At 70.2% G+C, this 15,363-nt stretch carries 17 protein-coding genes; 1 reads left to right on the top strand and 16 read right to left on the bottom strand.

Annotation, left to right across the window (positions count from 1 at the left end):
• Positions 1–59: 59 nt before the first annotated feature.
• The 11 genes from ACFVT5_RS07375 to ACFVT5_RS07325 form a co-directional block, all read right to left on the bottom strand.
• Positions 60–1,208 carry an acetyl-CoA C-acetyltransferase gene (locus ACFVT5_RS07375; RefSeq protein WP_389882426.1) on the bottom strand — a complete coding sequence of 383 codons (1,149 nt, stop codon included), beginning with the start codon at positions 1,206–1,208 and terminating at the stop codon, positions 60–62.
• A gap of 128 nt (positions 1,209–1,336) precedes the next feature.
• Positions 1,337–2,131, bottom strand: a complete 795-nt coding sequence (locus tag ACFVT5_RS07370; RefSeq protein WP_389882424.1) for an enoyl-CoA hydratase/isomerase family protein — start codon at positions 2,129–2,131, stop codon at positions 1,337–1,339.
• On the bottom strand, positions 2,128–2,946 hold the full coding sequence (locus ACFVT5_RS07365; RefSeq protein WP_389882422.1) for an SDR family NAD(P)-dependent oxidoreductase: 819 nt from the start codon (positions 2,944–2,946) through the stop codon (positions 2,128–2,130). The genes ACFVT5_RS07370 and ACFVT5_RS07365 overlap by 4 nt, the downstream gene beginning before the upstream one ends.
• A 2-nt stretch (positions 2,947–2,948) precedes the next feature.
• Positions 2,949–3,725 carry an SDR family oxidoreductase gene (locus tag ACFVT5_RS07360; protein ID WP_389882420.1) on the bottom strand — a complete coding sequence of 259 codons (777 nt, stop codon included), beginning with the start codon at positions 3,723–3,725 and terminating at the stop codon, positions 2,949–2,951.
• Positions 3,722–4,951, bottom strand: coding sequence for an acyl-CoA dehydrogenase family protein (locus tag ACFVT5_RS07355; RefSeq protein ID WP_389882418.1), 1,230 nt, complete (start codon positions 4,949–4,951; stop codon positions 3,722–3,724). Before ACFVT5_RS07355 ends, ACFVT5_RS07360 begins: the two co-directional genes overlap by 4 nt.
• A 125-nt stretch (positions 4,952–5,076) precedes the next feature.
• Positions 5,077–6,072: a phosphotransferase family protein gene (locus ACFVT5_RS07350; protein ID WP_389882416.1), complete on the bottom strand. Its 996-nt coding sequence runs from the start codon at positions 6,070–6,072 to the stop codon at positions 5,077–5,079.
• Complete coding sequence (locus ACFVT5_RS07345) at positions 6,069–7,271, bottom strand: acyl-CoA dehydrogenase family protein (RefSeq protein WP_389883587.1); 1,203 nt, start codon at positions 7,269–7,271, stop codon at positions 6,069–6,071. Before ACFVT5_RS07345 ends, ACFVT5_RS07350 begins: the two co-directional genes overlap by 4 nt.
• Positions 7,272–7,333: 62 nt before the next feature.
• On the bottom strand, positions 7,334–8,479 hold the full coding sequence (locus ACFVT5_RS07340) for a thiolase family protein (RefSeq protein WP_389882414.1): 1,146 nt from the start codon (positions 8,477–8,479) through the stop codon (positions 7,334–7,336).
• The gene (locus ACFVT5_RS07335) at positions 8,461–8,907 is read right to left on the bottom strand and encodes a Zn-ribbon domain-containing OB-fold protein (RefSeq protein WP_389882412.1); all 447 of its coding nucleotides are present in this window, start codon (positions 8,905–8,907) and stop codon (positions 8,461–8,463) included. The genes ACFVT5_RS07340 and ACFVT5_RS07335 overlap by 19 nt, the downstream gene beginning before the upstream one ends.
• Complete coding sequence (locus ACFVT5_RS07330) at positions 8,892–9,680, bottom strand: enoyl-CoA hydratase/isomerase family protein (protein WP_389882410.1); 789 nt, start codon at positions 9,678–9,680, stop codon at positions 8,892–8,894. The genes ACFVT5_RS07335 and ACFVT5_RS07330 overlap by 16 nt, the downstream gene beginning before the upstream one ends.
• A gap of 134 nt (positions 9,681–9,814) precedes the next feature.
• Positions 9,815–10,870 (bottom strand): alcohol dehydrogenase catalytic domain-containing protein, encoded by a 1,056-nt coding sequence (locus ACFVT5_RS07325; RefSeq protein ID WP_389882408.1) that lies wholly within the window; start codon positions 10,868–10,870, stop codon positions 9,815–9,817.
• A 159-nt stretch (positions 10,871–11,029) separates the two neighbouring features.
• Between ACFVT5_RS07325 and ACFVT5_RS07320 the strand changes: the two genes are divergently transcribed.
• A complete protein-coding gene (locus tag ACFVT5_RS07320) occupies positions 11,030–11,125 on the top strand; it encodes a hypothetical protein (RefSeq protein WP_389882406.1) in 96 nt (31 codons plus the stop codon).
• 306 nt (positions 11,126–11,431) lie between these two features.
• On the opposite strand, the gene ACFVT5_RS07315 is transcribed toward ACFVT5_RS07320, so the two are convergent.
• The 5 genes from ACFVT5_RS07315 to ACFVT5_RS07295 all read right to left on the bottom strand — a co-directional run bounded on the left by ACFVT5_RS07315 (position 11,432) and on the right by ACFVT5_RS07295 (position 14,987).
• On the bottom strand, positions 11,432–12,100 hold the full coding sequence (locus ACFVT5_RS07315) for a dihydrofolate reductase family protein (protein WP_389882405.1): 669 nt from the start codon (positions 12,098–12,100) through the stop codon (positions 11,432–11,434).
• Entirely contained in the window at positions 12,100–12,606 is a 507-nt protein-coding gene (locus ACFVT5_RS07310) for an SRPBCC family protein (protein WP_389882403.1), read from the bottom strand. The genes ACFVT5_RS07315 and ACFVT5_RS07310 overlap by 1 nt, the downstream gene beginning before the upstream one ends.
• Before the next feature lie 3 nt (positions 12,607–12,609).
• Complete coding sequence (locus ACFVT5_RS07305) at positions 12,610–12,951, bottom strand: metalloregulator ArsR/SmtB family transcription factor (protein WP_143604777.1); 342 nt, start codon at positions 12,949–12,951, stop codon at positions 12,610–12,612.
• Positions 12,952–13,071: 120 nt separating this feature from the next.
• Entirely contained in the window at positions 13,072–14,385 is a 1,314-nt protein-coding gene (locus ACFVT5_RS07300) for an MFS transporter (RefSeq protein WP_389882401.1), read from the bottom strand.
• The gene (locus tag ACFVT5_RS07295; protein WP_389882399.1) at positions 14,382–14,987 is read right to left on the bottom strand and encodes a helix-turn-helix domain-containing protein; all 606 of its coding nucleotides are present in this window, start codon (positions 14,985–14,987) and stop codon (positions 14,382–14,384) included. The genes ACFVT5_RS07300 and ACFVT5_RS07295 overlap by 4 nt, the downstream gene beginning before the upstream one ends.
• Positions 14,988–15,363: the final 376 nt, after the last annotated feature.

The following is a 15,363-nucleotide window of genomic DNA, read 5'->3' as shown; positions in this document are numbered from 1 at the left end:
CCCACCGTGTCCGTACCCGAGAGTAAACCCAAGTTGAACTCAGTTGCCAATCGGCGAGGTCACAGACGTTCGACCACGGTGGCGTTGGCCATGCCACCGCCCTCGCACATGGTCTGGAGGCCGTAGCGTCCGCCGGTCCTGCGGAGCTGGTGGACGAGTGTGGTCATCAGGCGCGCGCCCGTGGCGCCGAGCGGGTGCCCGAGGGCGATCGCGCCGCCATGGGCGTTGACCCGCTCCGGCGGGGCGCCGATCTCCCGCTGCCAGGCGAGGACGACGGAGGCGAACGCCTCGTTGATCTCCACGAGGTCGATCCGGTCGATCGGCAGACCGGCCTTGTCGAGGACCTTCTCGGTGGCGGCGATCGGACCGGTCAGCATGGGGACCGGATCGGAGCCGACCACCGTCATGGTGTGCACCCGGGCGAGAGGGGTCAGGCCGTGGCGGCGTATCGCGTCCTCGGAGGCGATGAGCAGGGCCGCGGCGCCGTCGGAGATCTGGCTGGAGACGGCCGCGGTCAGCCGGCCGTCCTCGGTGAGGGTCTTCAGGCCGGCCATCTTCTCCAGGGTGGTGTCCGCGCGCGGTCCCTCGTCGGCGGTGAGACCGAAGGCCGGGACGATCTCCTCATCGAAGGCGCCGTCCGCCTGCGCCGCGAGGGCTCTGCGGTGACTGCTGAACGCGAACCGCTCCATGTCCTCGCGGGAGATCCCCCACTTCTCGGCGATCAGTTCAGCGCCACGGAACTGTGACACCTCCTGGTCACCGAAGTGCTCACGCCAGCCGTCCCCGGTGAACGGACTGCCCAGGCCCGCCTGTTCACCGGCGAACACCGGGCTCGCGATCGGCACCAGGCTCATCACCTCCACGCCGCCCGCGACCACCAGGTCCGCGGCGCCGGAACCGACGGCCTGGGCGGCGAAGTGCACGGCCTGCTGCGACGAGCCGCACTGCCGGTCGATCGTGGTGCCGGGTACGTGCTGGGGCAGCCCGGCGGAGAGCCACGCGGTGCGGGCGATGTTGCCGCTCTGCGCGCCGATCTGGCTGACACATCCGAAGAAGACGTCGTCGACGGCGTCCGGGTCGGCACCGGTGCGTTCAAGGAGGGCACGCAGGACGTGCGCGCCCAGGTCGGCGGGGTGGACGCCGCTGAGCGCGCCCTTGCGGCGGCCGACAGGGGTGCGGACGGCTCCGACGATGAATGCTTCCGGCACGGTGTGCTCCAGGGGCTCGGGGTTCGGTTCGGGTTCGGGTTCGGGTTCCGATGCGGTGCGCGTCGGTTCGGGGAGCGTCGCGGCGGTCCGCGCCGGTTCAGGGGCGGTGCGCGGCAGTCCGCGCCGGTTCAGGGTCGGTGCGAGGCGCCCGTGAAGCCGGGGTCGCGCTTACCGAGGAAGGCGGCGACGCCCTCGCGTCCTTCGCCGGACACGGCCGTCCCGGCGAGTGCGCGCGCCTCACTGTCCAGGTGCGGGCCGAGGTCGGCGCTCAGCCCCGCCGCGACGAGTCTGCGAGTGGCGCCGAAGGCGGCGGTGGGTCCGCGGCGCAGGGTCTCGGCCGTCCGCAGTGCCTCGTAGGCAAGTCGGTCCGGGGTGGTCACGCGGGTCACCAGTCCGAGGGCGGCGGCTTCGACGGCCGGTACCCGACGATTCGTCAGCAGCAGGTCCAGGGCGCGTTTGGGACCGATGAGGCGGGGCAGCGACCAACTCACGCCCGCGTCGGGCGAGTAGCCGACGCCGGTGTACGCGGTGGTGAAGGAGGCGTCGTCGGCGGCCAGTGTCACATCGGCCGCCGCGGCGAGACCGATGCCCGCGCCCGCGACGGCTCCCTGCACCGCTGCCACCATCGGCGCGTCGATGGTGGCGAAGGTCCGCAGCGCGTCGTGCAGCGCGTCGGTCACCGCCATGAGGTGCCGCTCCAGTGCCTCACCCGAGAGTGCGCCGAACTCCCTCAGATCGCCGCCGACGCAGAAGGACCGTCCCTCACCGGTGAGCAGCACGGCCCGTACGGACTCGTGTGCGCAGACCTGTGCCGCGTCGAGAAGGCCGCGTGCCATGTCGAGGTCGATGGCGTTGCCCGCGTCGCCCCGGCACAAGGTGACCCGGGCGAGGCCGTCGGTCCGGATGTCGACGCCGACCCTCATCGTGCGGTCCAGCCGCCGTCGACGGTCAGGACCTGCCCTGTGCAGTACGAGGACGCGTCCGAGGCGAGGAACAGCAGCGCGCCGTCGAGTTCGTGACCGTGGCCGCCGCGGCGCAGCAGGGTGTTGCGCTCGACCCACCGGGCGGACCGCTCGTCGCCGAACAGGTCGGCGGTCATCTCGGTGCGGAACCAGCCCGGGGCGAGTGCGTTGACGCGGGTTCCGGCGTGGCCCCACTGTCCGGCCAACTCGCGTGTGAGACCGATCAGTCCGGCTTTGGACGCCGCGTAGGCCGCGCCGCCGAGCGGGGCGGCGGAGACCAGGCCGAGGATGGAGGAGACGTTGATGATGCTCCGGCCGCCGCCTGGGGTGGCGCCGGTGGGGAGGGGTGCCTCGGCGGTGAGCCGCGCGAGGTGGAAGGGCGCGGTGAGGTTGACCCCGAGTACGTCGGCGAAGGCGTCCGGGGACTCGTCGGCGGCGCGTGTCTCGCCGGAGACGGCCGCGTTGTTGACGAGGACGTCGATGCGGCCGGTGACCGTCAGCGCGGTGTCGGTGAGTCGCGTACGGTCGGCTTCCCGGGAAACGTCGCAGGCGACGGGGTGGATACGCGGGTGGGAGTCGGCGAGTTCCGCCAGCCGGTCGATGCGGCGGGCGGCGGCGAACACCGTGGCGCCGGCCTGGGCGAGGACGGTGGCGAAGCGTGCGCCGAGCCCGGCGGAGGCTCCGGTGACGATCGCCGTCCTGCCGTCGAGCGAGAACAGGTCGGATGTCGATGGTGGTGCGTTCACCGTGCCCGGCACGTCGGCGGGTCGGGACATGTTCACCGGTCCACGCCGATCGGCAGGGCGGTCGCGCCGCCGTCGAGTACCAGGGTCTGGCCGGTCATCCAGGAGGAGGCGTCGGAGGCCAGGAACAGCGCCGCGTTCGCCACGTCCTCCACCGTGCCGAGGCGCCGCATCGGCAGTTGGGCGGTGAGGACGCTCTCGCGGACCTCCCACACCGCTCGGGCCAGCTCCGTCTTGATCAGCCCGGGTGCGATGGCGTTGACGCGGGCGCGCGGCCCGAGTTCGTAGGCGAGTTGCCGGGTCATGTGCAGCATGGCGGCCTTCGTGGCGTTGTAGTAGCCGATGTGCGGGTCGACGATCAGTCCGCCGACGGAGGCGATGTTGATCACCGCTCCCCCGTGCTCGGCCATCCAGGCCCGCCATGCGCAACGGGTCCAGGCGATCATCCCGTACTGGTTGACGCGGACGGTCTTCTCGGCGCGCGGCAGGTCCAGGTCGAGGAGGTCGCCGTGGTACGGGTTGGTCGCCGCGTTGTTGACCAGGATGTCGACCCGCCCGAAGCGCTCGACGGTGCCGTTGACGCATGCCTCGGCCTGTTCGGGTTCACCGGCGTTGGCCACGACGGTGTGTATGTCGCCGTCGCCGGCGCTGCGCAGCAACTCCTCGCGTGCCTCGGCGAGTCCGGACGCCTTGCGGGCGGCGATCACCACATGGGCGCCGGCCTCCCGGTAGGCGGTGGCGATACCGAGGCCGATGCCGCGGGATCCGCCGGTGATGACGGCGACCTTGCCGTGGAGAGTGTCGGCGTTCACGCTGCCCCTGCCTTTGTGTCGGGCTTCCGGTACCGGGCGAGTTCCTGCCGGGCCACCGTCCGCAGATGCACCTCGTCCGGACCGTCGGCGATGCGCAGCGCCCTCGTGATGGAGAACAGCCGGGCGAGTACGGTGTCGTCGCTCACCCCTGCCGCGCCGTGTGTCTGGACCGCGCGGTCGACCACCTTGTGGGCGACGTCCAACGCCGCCACCTTGATCGCGGCGACCTCCGTGCGGGCGGCGGCGTTGCCGACGGTGTCCATCAGCCAGGCCGACTTGAGGACGAGGAGGCGCAGTTGCTCGATCTCGATGCGGCTGCGGGCGATCCACTCGCGTACCACGCCCTGTTCGGCGAGCGGCCCGCCGAAGGCGACGCGTTCGGTGGCGCGTTCGCACATGAGCTGGAGGGCACGCTCGGCGAAGCCGACGGCGCGCATCGCGTAGTGCATGCGCCCAGGTCCGAGCCGCCCTTGGGCGAGCGCGAAGCCCTCTCCCGCACCGCCGAGGATGTTCTCCACCGGTACGCGGACGTCCTCGAAGAGCACGTCGCCGTGTCCGAGCCGGTCGGTGTAGCCGAACATGGGCAGGTCGCGCAGGACCGTGATACCGGGGGTGTCCCGGGGGATGAGCACCATGCTCTGCTGGCGGTACGTGGGTGCGTCCGGGTCGGTCTTGCCCATCAGGATGATCAGTCGGCAGTCGGGGTCGAGGATCCCGGAGGTGTACCACTTGCGGCCGTTGACGACATAGCTGTCGCCGTCGCGCGTGATACGGGTCCGGATGTTACGGGCGTCGGAACTCGCGACCTCCGGTTCGGTCATCGCGAAGCAGGAGCGGATCTCGGCGTCCAGCAGGGGCCGCAGCCAGCGCTCTTGCTGCGCGGGCGTGCCGTACAGGGCGAGCAGTTCCATGTTCCCGGTGTCCGGTGCCGAGCAGTTGAACACCTCGGGCCCGATGATGGAGCGGCCCGCGATCTCGGCGAGCGGCGCGTATTCGAGGTGGGTGAGTCCGGCGCCCCAGTCACCGTGTGCCATGAAGAGATTCCACAGGCCCTCGGCCCGTGCCTTCCGCTTCAGCTCGGCCATGACCGGCGGCAACGCGTGCGGGTCCTCGGCCTCGGCGAGCTGCCGGTCGTACACCACTTCCGCCGGAAGCACGTGCCGGTCCATGAACGACCGCATGCGGTCCTGGAGTTCACTCGCTCGTGGCGAGTACCCGAAATCCACGATTGCTCCTCCTCGCCGGCTTCTGGCTCGGCGTACGTTCCGGTGCGGGGTGGTGTGCGGTCGGTGCGGGATCACACGTGCGGGATCAGACGTACGAATCCGACGTACGCATCCGACGTTCGGGGTCAGGCGAGGATGTCGCGTGCCGTGCGGATCATCGCGGCGATGGTGGGTGGCAGTCGCTCCTGGTCCGGGTCGTGGTGCTTGCCCTCGCGATGCCGGCGCAGGTTGTGGCCCATGATCGCCGCCATCTTCATCCGGCCCAGCGCGCGGAACCAGTCCATCGCGGGCAGCGGGGGCCGTCCGCCGAGGTAGGTGTCCAGCAGTTCGGCCTCCGTGGGCAGGCCGGGCACGGCGCGTCCGAGGTGGGGGAAGTTGCGGTGGTCGGCGAAGAGCAGGAACCAGCCGAGGTCGATGCGCGGGTCGCCGACGCTCCAGATCTCCCAGTCGACAACGGCCACGGCCCGCTCGCCGACACACAACACGTTACCGAGCCGAAAGTCGCCGTGCAGGAGCACCGGTTGAGTATCGGAGGACACGGCGCCGGAGGGTACGGCGTCGGCGAGGCGTGTCAGCAAGTCCTCGCCACCGGGGCGGAGTTCGGCCGGTACGGCGTGCAGGGTACGGCTCCATCGCGTCAGCTCACCGGCGGCGTCGAGCGGTTCGGGTGCGTCGAGTCCGGGCGCGCGGATGTCGGTCTCGTGCAGCCGTCGCAGTACGGAGGCGATCTCCAGCATCCGGGCGCGTGCCGTCGCGGCGGGCACCTCCGGCTCGTCAAGTACGGGCTCCAGGGCCTCTCCGGGCGCGAAGTCCATCGCGAACCAGGCGGGTTGCCCGTCCTCGACGGCGACGACGCCGGGCACCGGCACCGCGGACCCGGCGAGCGCTCCCAGTACCCGTGCCTGCCGCAGCACATCGTTGCGCCCGATGGGCCGCTGCCCCGGCGGGACCGCCTTGACGACATATCGCGCGTCCCCCACGGTGACCGAGTACGTCAGTCCCGAGTGACCACCCGGCAGAGTCGTCAACTCCCCTATGGAACAGTTGGGATGACGGTGCGCCAGTTGTTCGCGGACCCGTGCGGTCAGTGCCGGCTCCGCCTCCTGCGGGCCCGTGCTCATCGGGTGGGCTCCTTGGGCAGGCCGAGGACGCGTTCGGCGAGGATGGTGCGCTGGATCTCGTCGGTGCCGCCCGCGATGCTGTAGCCGGGGGCGCCGAGCACGTGTTCCGTCCAGGCGTAGGTGCCCCACTCCCCCGTATCGGCGACGAGGCGTGGCCCGAGCAGTTCCGACACCAGGTCGCTGGTGCGCCGCATGGTCCCGGTGGCGTACAGCTTGCCGACGGATGCCTCGGCGCCGGGCTCCCGGCCGGCGACGAGGGCGGCGGTCACCCGTAGCCCGATGAGCCGCTGAACGAGGGCGCGGACGTAGAGGTCGGCGGCCTGCCGCTGTGCGCCGCCGGTGAGTGGGTGGGGCTGGTGCCGGGCCAGTTCCAGGGCCCGGTCGGCGTTGTCGAGGCCGAGTCCGCCGGAGTCGAGCCGTTCGGCGGCCAGCACACTGAGCGTGACCCGCCAGCCCTCGCCGACCGGTCCGAGCCGGTCGGTGTCGGGCACCACCACGCCGTCGAGATAGACCTCGTTGAAGCTGGCGCCGCCGGTCATCTGCCGGATGGGCCGTACGGAGACACCCGGCGCGTCCATGCGTACCAGGAAGACGGTGATACCGGCGTGCTTGCGTGCGTCCGGGTCGGTGCGGCACACGGCGACGCCCCAGGTCGCGACGCGGGCGCCGGACGTCCAGATCTTGTGTCCATTCAGCACCCACCCGTCGCCGTCGCGGACCGCTTTGGTCCGTACGGCGGCGAGGTCGGATCCGGCCTCGGTCTCCGAGAAGAGCTGGCAGGCCAGTTCGTCGGTGCGCAGCAGGGGCCGCAGCAGGCGCCGCTTCTGCTCCTCGGTGCCCCAGATACCGATCGCGGGGGCGACGAGTTGTTGGGTCACCGGGAAGATCTCGGTGCGGTGCGGCACGTCGAAGGCCGCTTCCTCGGCCCGGTAGAGCTGTCCGTAGTACGCGGGCAGGTCACGACCGCCGTACGCCTCACCCCAGTTGAGGGCGCCCCACCCCTGGTCGTGCCGGAGGCGCTCCCACTCCTGGGCGCGGGCCGTGTGCGCGCGTTCCTCCTCCTCGGTCCAGTTCTCGAACACGGCCACGGAGTCGGAGCCGCTGCCCCACTCCCCCGTGGCGGGGCGCGGCCGGGCGACCGTGGTCAGCCACTGCCGGGCCCGCGCACGGAACTCCTCGGGTTCCGGGACGGTGCTCATGTTCTCCTCCACCTCCTCCAACTCCTCCACCTCCTTCTTCTCCCTCTCCTTCTGCTTCTCCTTCAGCGGGTCAGCACCGTGCAGGCGCTGACCCCGGGCGCCCCGTACACATGGGTGAAGCCGACTCGTGGTTCGCCGGGGACCTGGCGTTTTCCGGCCCGGCCGCGCAACTGCTGGACGACCTCGTAGACCTGGCGCAGTCCTGAGGCGCCGATGGGTTCGCCGTTGGCGATGCAGCCGCCGTCGGTGTTGACCGGCAGCGTCCCGCCGATCTCGGTGGCACCGGCCGCGATCAGTGCCTCCTGCTCCCCGTCCGCGCAGAACCCGCACTCGGCCAGATGCATGACCTCGGCCCCGCTCTCGGTGTCCTGGAGCTGGCACACATCGATGTCACCGGGCCCGATGCCCGCGTCCTCGAAGGCGGCGGCCGAGGCGTCGCGGCTGACACTGCTCGGTTCGCCGCCGGGGACGCAGGGGCTGAACACCTCGAACGAGCCGAAGCGCCGGGTGCGTACGGCCGCCGCGGACAGGGTGACCGTGGGGCCGTCCAGGGTGCGGGCGACCTCGGGTGAGCAGAGCACCAGTGCGGCGGCGCCCGCTCCCGGGGAGCAGAACATGTACCGGGTCAGCGGGTCGCTGACCATGCCGGAGTCCAGGATCTCCGCGGCGGACACCGGCTCCCGCCGCCAGGCTTCGGGGGTCAGGCCGCCGTTGCGGTACGCCTTTTCGGCGACCAGTGCGAGGGTGCGCGGGGTGATGCCGTGGTCGTACAGATAGCGCTGGATCTTCATGCCGAAGAACTGGGTGGTCACCATCAGCCCGTCGCTGCCGTACTCCTCGCCCAGGCCCCAGTCCTCGGGCCGAGGGTCGAAGGCTCCGCGCGGGTGTTTGTCGAAGCCGACGGCGACGACGACGTCCGCCATGCCCGAGCGGATCGCGTTCACGGCGGAGACCAGTGCGCTGCCGCCGGTCGCGCAGCCGTTCTTGACGTTGACGAACGGCAGTCCGGTCAGCCCGAGTTGGGCCACCAGGGTGTCGGCGAGTCCGGCGCTGTCACTGCCGCCGAACGCGGCCCGCACCCGGGACCACACGATCCCCGCGTCCGCCAACGCGGCGTTCACCGCGTCGACGGCCAGCCGCCGGCCGCTCAGCTCCGTCCGGCCGAACGGGGTGCGTCCGGCGCCGCAGATCAGGACGTCGGTCCGCATCGGACCTCCTCGCCGACGGTCAGGGGCCACGCGCGCGGCACACCGTGGCCGGCCGTCACCGTGAGCGGCATGCCGATACGGAGGTCGTCGAAGTCGTCGACCTGGAGTACGGCGGCGACGCGCACCCCGTCCGGAAGCTCGACATAGCCGAGGGCGAACGGCACGAAGCCGCCGGGCGGTGGCTGGTACGGCGGTGACTTGGGCGCGTACCGCTGCACCGTCCAGGTCCACAGGGTGCCCGCGCCGGACAGGGCCGCCGGGTCGGCGGGCCCCCCGCAGCGCGGGCAGGTGTCGTCCGCGGGGTAGACCGCCACCGAGCAGCCGGAGCAGCGTGAGCCCGGCAACCCGGTGCTCCGCGACCCCGCGTCCCGCGAGCCGGTGTCCGGATGCCGCGGCGGCGTCTCCACGCCGATCAGCGCCCCAGCCACTTCGGCTCGCGCTTCTCCAGGAACGCCGAGACACCTTCACTGGCGTCCTCGGAGTTGAGCGCCACGCCCACGGCGAGGTGTTCCATCACCATCAGCGACTGGGTGTCCGCGTCCAGGCTCCGGTCGATGGTCATCTTGGTGAGCCACATCGTGAACGGGCTCTTGTCCACGAGGTCCCCGATGAAGTCCTGGACCGTGTCGTCCAGTTCATCGGCGGGGGCGGACTTGTTGATCAGGCCGAACTCGGCGGCCTCGACACCGGACAGCAGCTTGCCGGTGAGCATCAGCTCCTTGGTCTTGCGGATGCCGATCATGCGCGGCACCCGGTAGATCGGGCCGGCCCCGCCGAACAGCGCGCGGCGGATGTGGAAGTCGCCGATCTTGGCGTCGTCCGCGGCGATCGCGAAGTCGCAGGAGATCATGATCTCGAAGCCGCCCGCGGTGACATGGCCCTCAAGGACCGCGACCGAGGGGGTCTTCATCGAGTAGAGGCGGTCGCACACCTTCGCGGACTTGACCGCGACGTCGATGGCGGTCGACTTGCCGACATACTCCGCCTTCAGGCTGTCGAGGTCGAAGCCCGAGCAGAAGGTGCCGCCGCGGCCACGGACCACCAGGACCCGCAGCTCGGGGTCTTCGTCGACCTCGGTGATGATCTCGTCCAGCCGCTCCAGGATCGGCACCGTGACGCAGTTCTTCTTCCACGGGCGGTTGAGCCAGACACGGGCGACATGGCCGTCCCGCTCGAACTGGATCTCGTCTTCCACTGCCATCTCTCGTCCTCCAAATTGAACTGAATTCATTATGAGCTTGCGGAGTCGGTGATCCACTGTCAACCCCCTGATCGAGATCGGTTCAGTGGACCGCCCGGGTCCCGCGCGGATCCCGGCACGGATCCCGCAATGGGTCAGGTCGCGCCGGCCGCGGCGATGTCGACCAGGACCTTCACGCGCCGTCCGTCGCGGACATCGCGCAGCCCCGCGAGGGTGTCGCCGAGCGGAATGTGATCGAGCCACCCGTCGGTCGGGTAGTGACCGGCGTCCATGGACGCGATGACCCGCTCGAAGACGCCGTCCGGGTACGCCTCGCAACCGAGCAGGGCGAGTTCGCCCAGACGCAGGACGGCGGCGTCCACGGTGACCGGGCCCGAGTACAGCGCCACCATCACGACCGGCGCTCGGGCGGCCACCGAGTGAAGGGCGGCGTGCAGGGCCTCCGGGCGGCCCGAACACTCGACGGCCGCGTCCACGCCCCGGCCATGTGTGTGGACCATCACCTTCTCGACCACGTCGACCGCACCGGGATCGAGGGCGTGGGCGCCGTGCAGTCCGGCCGCCGCGCGGCGGGCGGGCGAGGGCTCCACGACGAGTACGTCATGGACGCCCCGCGCCTTCAGCGCGAACAGCACCCCCATGCCGACCGCTCCCGCACCCATCACCAACGCGCTTCCACCGTTGGGTACTTGGGCCCGCTCCACGGCGTTGAGGCCCACGGCCATGGGCTCGACCAAGGCACCCTGCTCCAGCGAGACGCCGTCCGGCAGCCGATGCGCGGAGTCGGCCGGAGCGACCACGTACTGGGCGAGTCCGCCACCGGGGGCGGTCACCCCGATCGCCGCCAGGGCCGTACACAGATGGGACAGCCCGGCCGTGCAGCGGGGACACGCCCCACAGGTACGGATGGGCCGTACGCAGACCCGGTCACCGGGCGCCACCCGGTCGACCCCTTCACCACGGGCGACCACGGTCCCGGCGAACTCGTGCCCCAAGGTCTGGGGCAGCGTGGCGCCGGTCAGCGGGTGGGGCGTGTGCGTGGCACGCGGCGTCTCGAAGTACTCATGGACATCGGTGCCGCAGATCCCCGCGAACGCCACCCGGATCTTCACTTCGCCCGGCCCCGGCTCGGGTTCGGGCATCTCCTCGATCCGTAGATCCTTCGCTCCGTACAGCCTTGCGGCCAGCATCGGCCCTCCCGGGACTCACTCGCGGTGCGCTGACCTCAACCCTGCCACCAAACTGAACTGACTTCAACTAGTCTGCTGTTTCCTGCACCTACTTCGGTTCAATTCCACTGGAGCACTCATGTCCGACATCTCCCGGCTCTCGTCGTCGGCTGCGGCCTCATGGGTTCCGGCATCGCCGAGATCGCGGCTCCGCGCGGCCTCGCCGTCACCTTCGCCGAGTCGACCTCCGAGCCGGCGGCTCTCCTTCACCGATGACCTGGGAGCGCCGGCCGACCGTCAGTTCGTCACAAACCTCAGAGGACCCCGGCCACGGCCGGGGTCCTCTGACATGCGCGCATGGAGGCGCCGATATACAGCGCAGGAAGATATCCGCGAAACAGTTCCGGCCGGCACTCTCCCCGTCCGGACGCCTGGAGCGTACGGCCCCGTCAGGGCCTGGCGGTGACCCGCTCCGGTGACCAGCCGTCGTTCTCGGTGACGTCGATCACCAGCCCGGTCCGCACCAGGTTGGCCAGCTCGATCGCCGCTGACCTCGCCATGAGAGCGCCGAGTTCGGGACAGTTACCGCTTCCGGACGGTGTAGGTCAGGTGGGTCACCCGCTGCGTCGGCTCCGCTCGGACCGGCTCCAGGGCTACGCGGCCCGCGTCCACGCCCTCGAACAGGCGGGTGCCGGAGCCGAACAGCACGGGTGACAGCGTGATCGAGAACTCGTCGACCAGGCCGGCGTTCACGTACTCCAGGATCGTCGCGCCGCCGCCCGCGATGCGGACGTCCCTGTCGCCGGCGGCCTCGCGGGCCTGGTCGAGGGCGTGCTCGATGCCGTCGTTGACGAAGTGGAAGGTGGTTCCACCCGGCCGCTCCCAAGGGTCACACTTCTCGTGCGTCACGACGAACACCGGGGTGTGGAAGGGCGCCTCCTCCGGCCATGACTGCTCGCCGAGGTCGAACATGCGCTTGCCCATCACGCTCGCACCGGTGCGCTCGAACATCTCCCGCGCGATGTCGTTGTCGCGCCCTTCCTCGCCGCCCTCGCCGAGCTTCAGGTTCTCCCGGAAGAACCGCAGCGGGAAGATCCACTGCTGTAGCTCCATCCACTGCGCCATCCAGCGCCGGACCCGCGGGTCGTCCTGCCTCTCGGGCGCGAAGAGCCCGTCTTCAACGGGCACGGACTCGGGCGCGATGAACCCGTCCAGCGACATCGACACACTGAAGAACACCTTGCCGGCCATCAGTCCTCAGCTCCCTTCCGAACGGTCTCGGTGACGTAGGCAGCCAGGTTGCTCAGGGTCTGCCGCCCGCCCTCGATCGCGTGGTACTTCTCGACCGCCTCGTCGCGCAGCTCCCTGGTGGGGAACACCGTGCGCATCTCGATCCGGGTCGCCGCCCCGTCGGGCGCGAACGTGAGGACCGACTCGAAGGCGTTCGGGTCGCCGCGGGACTCACCGTGCAGCAGCGCGATCCGCTCCGGCGGGGCGATCTCGGTCCAGGAGATCCACTCCTGGTAGTCCGTCCCGTCCGGCCCGTGCAGCACGAAGTCCCATTCCCCGCCGACGCGGAACTCGAAGGACCGCGTGGTGGTGGTGAACCCCTCCGGCCCCCACCACCGCGACAGGTGCCGCACCTCGGTGAAAGCCTCGAACACCAGCTCCCGTGGGGCGTCGATGACCCGGGAGATCACGATCTCGCGGTCGGCCGTCGCGGACTGCGCCGGCGCTCCTCGTCCCGTCGCGCTCATCAGCTATTCCTCCTGCCTTGCCTGCTTGAGGTCCTGCACGTACGCGTCCAGCCGGTCGAAGCTCTCGTTCCAGAACCGCTCGAACCCGCCGGTCCACTCGTGAATCGGTCGCAGCCCACGGGCGTCAAGGCCGTACAGACGCTGCTTGCCCGCCTTACGGTCCCGCACCAGCCCGACCTCGCGGAGCACTCGCAGGTGTTTGGACGCCCCCGGCTGGGTCATCCCCAGCTCTTGGGCCAACTCGGTCACCGGCCGCTCACCCGCCCTCAGCAGCACCAGGATCTCCCGGCGCTGCGGCTCGGCGATCGCGTTGAAGACGTCCGATGTCGTCGCTGCTCGTGCCATGGCAGCCATCATATTCCGATATCGGCATGCGTCAAGCCGGAGGAATCAGGCGGGTCTTTGAGATCCGACGGGAGGTTCTGGCACTCGGTTCCGAGGGGCGCTAGCCAGGTGCGGTCGTGGTCAATGACGCGGTAGGGCCGTCTCGCTATCAGAATCCAGCGGAAGTTCGGAATTACTCGTCGGCTGCCGGGACGTCGGCAGGTCTCGGGATCGCCGGATCGGGGAGAAGAGCAGGATCAGCGCGGCGAGCGGGACCCCCGCTGTCGTGATGGCCATGGCGGCGCGGAGGCCGAGTGCGGTTCCGAGCGCGCCGCCGAGCAGTGCTCCGACGGGGATCGCTCCGTAGCTGAGGAATGCTGTGCTTGCGGTGAGGCGACCGAGGAGATCCGGCGGGCAGTAGCGTTGCTGGAAGCTCGCCTTGATGATGTTGCCGGCCACGACCCCCGCGGAGACGCTGAAGCCGCCCGCCACAAAGAGCAGGATCCCGGCTCCGCCGACGGTCAGCGGGATGAGCAGAGCGAGCATGGGAAGGCCCAGTTCGAAAAGCAGAGTCGCGCGGGCCGTGCCGATCCGGTGGGCGACCCGGCGTGCGACGAAGGCCCCAGCGACGCCTCCGGCGCTGGAAGCCGCGATGAGTGCGCCGACCGTCCCCGGGGTCAGGCCGACGCTCCGGACCAGGAAGACCACCTGGATCGACTGATATCCCATCAGAGCCAGGTTGGACGCGGCGCCGAAGAGTGTGAGCGTACGAAACCAGGGGTCGACGGCGATCAGCCGCAGCCCTTCGCGGACCTCACTGACCAGTGAACGGGGACGATGTTCGGTTCTGGTGACACGTGGCTCGCGGTGCCGGATGCCTGCCAGGCAGAGCAGGGAGACGAGGAAGGTCGCGGCGTTGGCGAACATTCCGTTCACCGCACCTGCCAACTGCGCGATCAGACCACCGGAGCCGAGCCCGGCAATCTGCGCGGCGGACGCGCTGCCATGCAGTTTGGCGTTGCCCTCGGGCTGGTCATCGGGTTCCAGAATGCTGGGGAGATAGGCGCTGTAGGCGGTCTGGAAGCACACCGCCGCCGTGCCCGTCAGCAGTGCGACGACCAGCAGCAGTCCGATACTCAACCAGCCGAACCATGCGGCGACCGGGACACCGGCGAAGAGCAGGAGGGAAACCGCGGCGGCGGCCAGCATGATCGGTCTGCGCCGCAGCCGGTCCACCCAGACACCGACCGGGAGACCGATGATCAGCCAAGGTGCCCACGTGGCGGCGCTCAGCAGGCCGACCTCGAACGTGCTGGCGTCCAAGGTGGAGACGGCGATCAGCGGCATCGCCACCCCGGTGACCGAAGCGCCGAACTTGCCGGCGGTCTCGCCGCACCACAGCAGGCGGAAATCGCGGTGGCGGCGCAGGAGACCACCGCGTATGCCCTGACTCACGCGGTGCCACGCTGCTTACGGGGGAAGGACTGGAGCTGCACGACGACAGGGAGCGCGTCCGGGGCGGGCTCGGCATCCGGGGCAGGCGTGTGGCGGGCGATGACAGCCATCAGCTCCGCGTTGAGCGCCTCCAGCTGATCCGGCGTCATCCGCAGGTCACGCCAGTCCGAGACGGTGCCGGCGGTCCGCCATCTGTCGTCCCAGTCCTCGCTGATGTAGTTCACGACCCGGCTGAAGTACTGCTGCACCAGTTCGTGCAGGTAGACCGACAGGGCGCCCCGAGTGTCGGGATCGTCGCGGAAATCGGCGATCTTCAGCTCGTTCGTGACGCCGACCCTTCTCCACCAGCGCTCGCGTTTCGTGCCCCGTCCGGTTTCCTCCTCGATGAAGCCGTGCTCGGCAAGGTGGCGCAAGTGCCAACTGACGGTGCCGGTGTTCTCCCCGAGGCGTTCGGCGAGTCTGGTGGAGGTGGCGGGGCCGTCCAGACTGAGCAGTTCAAAGATGTTCATCCGCAGCGGATGGGCCAGCCCCCTCAGGCTGCGCGCATCGATGCGCCGGGTGGACCTTTCGGGCTGTGGTGTGGGTTCGGGTTCATCGGACATGCCAGCAGCGTATGTTGCAGAGTCTTCTCTGCATAGGATTCTCCGCAGAGAAAACTCTGCAAGTTTCCGCCCCGGCTCAGCGTGGCCTCGCCGCCGAGGTGAAGCCGGACATCTTGTCCTCCATCAGCACGCTCGGCAAAGGGCCCTCGACGGTGCTGTCGGCCAGCGCGGCGCCCGGGTGCTCGGCGACCACCTCGATGACCGGTCCGAGTCCGGGGTGGTCCGTCCCGGCCGCGTCCAGTCATGCCTGCACGGCGCCCCACCAGCAGTGCGCAGACGGCGACTTGGTCTGCCGTAGTGCGTCCGGAGGTCCGGGGACTCACGGCACCGTACGGACGATCGTGCACCCTCGAATCGCGCGATCTCCGGTGGGCCG

This window comes from Streptomyces sp. NPDC058001 (assembly GCF_042886315.1).
Taxonomy (GTDB): Bacteria; Actinomycetota; Actinomycetes; order Streptomycetales; family Streptomycetaceae; genus Streptomyces.
Note: the sequence above shows the minus strand (reverse complement) of the source record. Positions and strands in the feature narration are given on the sequence as shown.

What these genes read in the sequence shown, in the direction of transcription:
- ACFVT5_RS07365 (WP_389882422.1), bottom strand. Translation starts at nt 2,946, where the DNA reads ATGTCCCGACCCGCCGACGTGCCGGGCACGGTGAACGCACCACCATCG.
- ACFVT5_RS07345 (WP_389883587.1), bottom strand. Translation starts at nt 7,271, where the DNA reads ATGAGCACCGTCCCGGAACCCGAGGAGTTCCGTGCGCGGGCCCGGCAG.
- ACFVT5_RS07340 (WP_389882414.1), bottom strand. Translation starts at nt 8,479, where the DNA reads ATGCGGACCGACGTCCTGATCTGCGGCGCCGGACGCACCCCGTTCGGC.
- ACFVT5_RS07315 (WP_389882405.1), bottom strand. Translation starts at nt 12,100, where the DNA reads ATGGCCGGCAAGGTGTTCTTCAGTGTGTCGATGTCGCTGGACGGGTTC.
- ACFVT5_RS07295 (WP_389882399.1), bottom strand. Translation starts at nt 14,987, where the DNA reads ATGTCCGATGAACCCGAACCCACACCACAGCCCGAAAGGTCCACCCGG.
- ACFVT5_RS07320 (WP_389882406.1), top strand. Translation starts at nt 11,030, where the DNA reads ATGGGTTCCGGCATCGCCGAGATCGCGGCTCCGCGCGGCCTCGCCGTC.
- ACFVT5_RS07370 (WP_389882424.1), bottom strand. Translation starts at nt 2,131, where the DNA reads ATGAGGGTCGGCGTCGACATCCGGACCGACGGCCTCGCCCGGGTCACC.
- ACFVT5_RS07330 (WP_389882410.1), bottom strand. Translation starts at nt 9,680, where the DNA reads ATGGCAGTGGAAGACGAGATCCAGTTCGAGCGGGACGGCCATGTCGCC.
- ACFVT5_RS07310 (WP_389882403.1), bottom strand. Translation starts at nt 12,606, where the DNA reads ATGAGCGCGACGGGACGAGGAGCGCCGGCGCAGTCCGCGACGGCCGAC.
- ACFVT5_RS07350 (WP_389882416.1), bottom strand. Translation starts at nt 6,072, where the DNA reads ATGAGCACGGGCCCGCAGGAGGCGGAGCCGGCACTGACCGCACGGGTC.
- ACFVT5_RS07325 (WP_389882408.1), bottom strand. Translation starts at nt 10,870, where the DNA reads ATGCTGGCCGCAAGGCTGTACGGAGCGAAGGATCTACGGATCGAGGAG.
- ACFVT5_RS07305 (WP_143604777.1), bottom strand. Translation starts at nt 12,951, where the DNA reads ATGGCACGAGCAGCGACGACATCGGACGTCTTCAACGCGATCGCCGAG.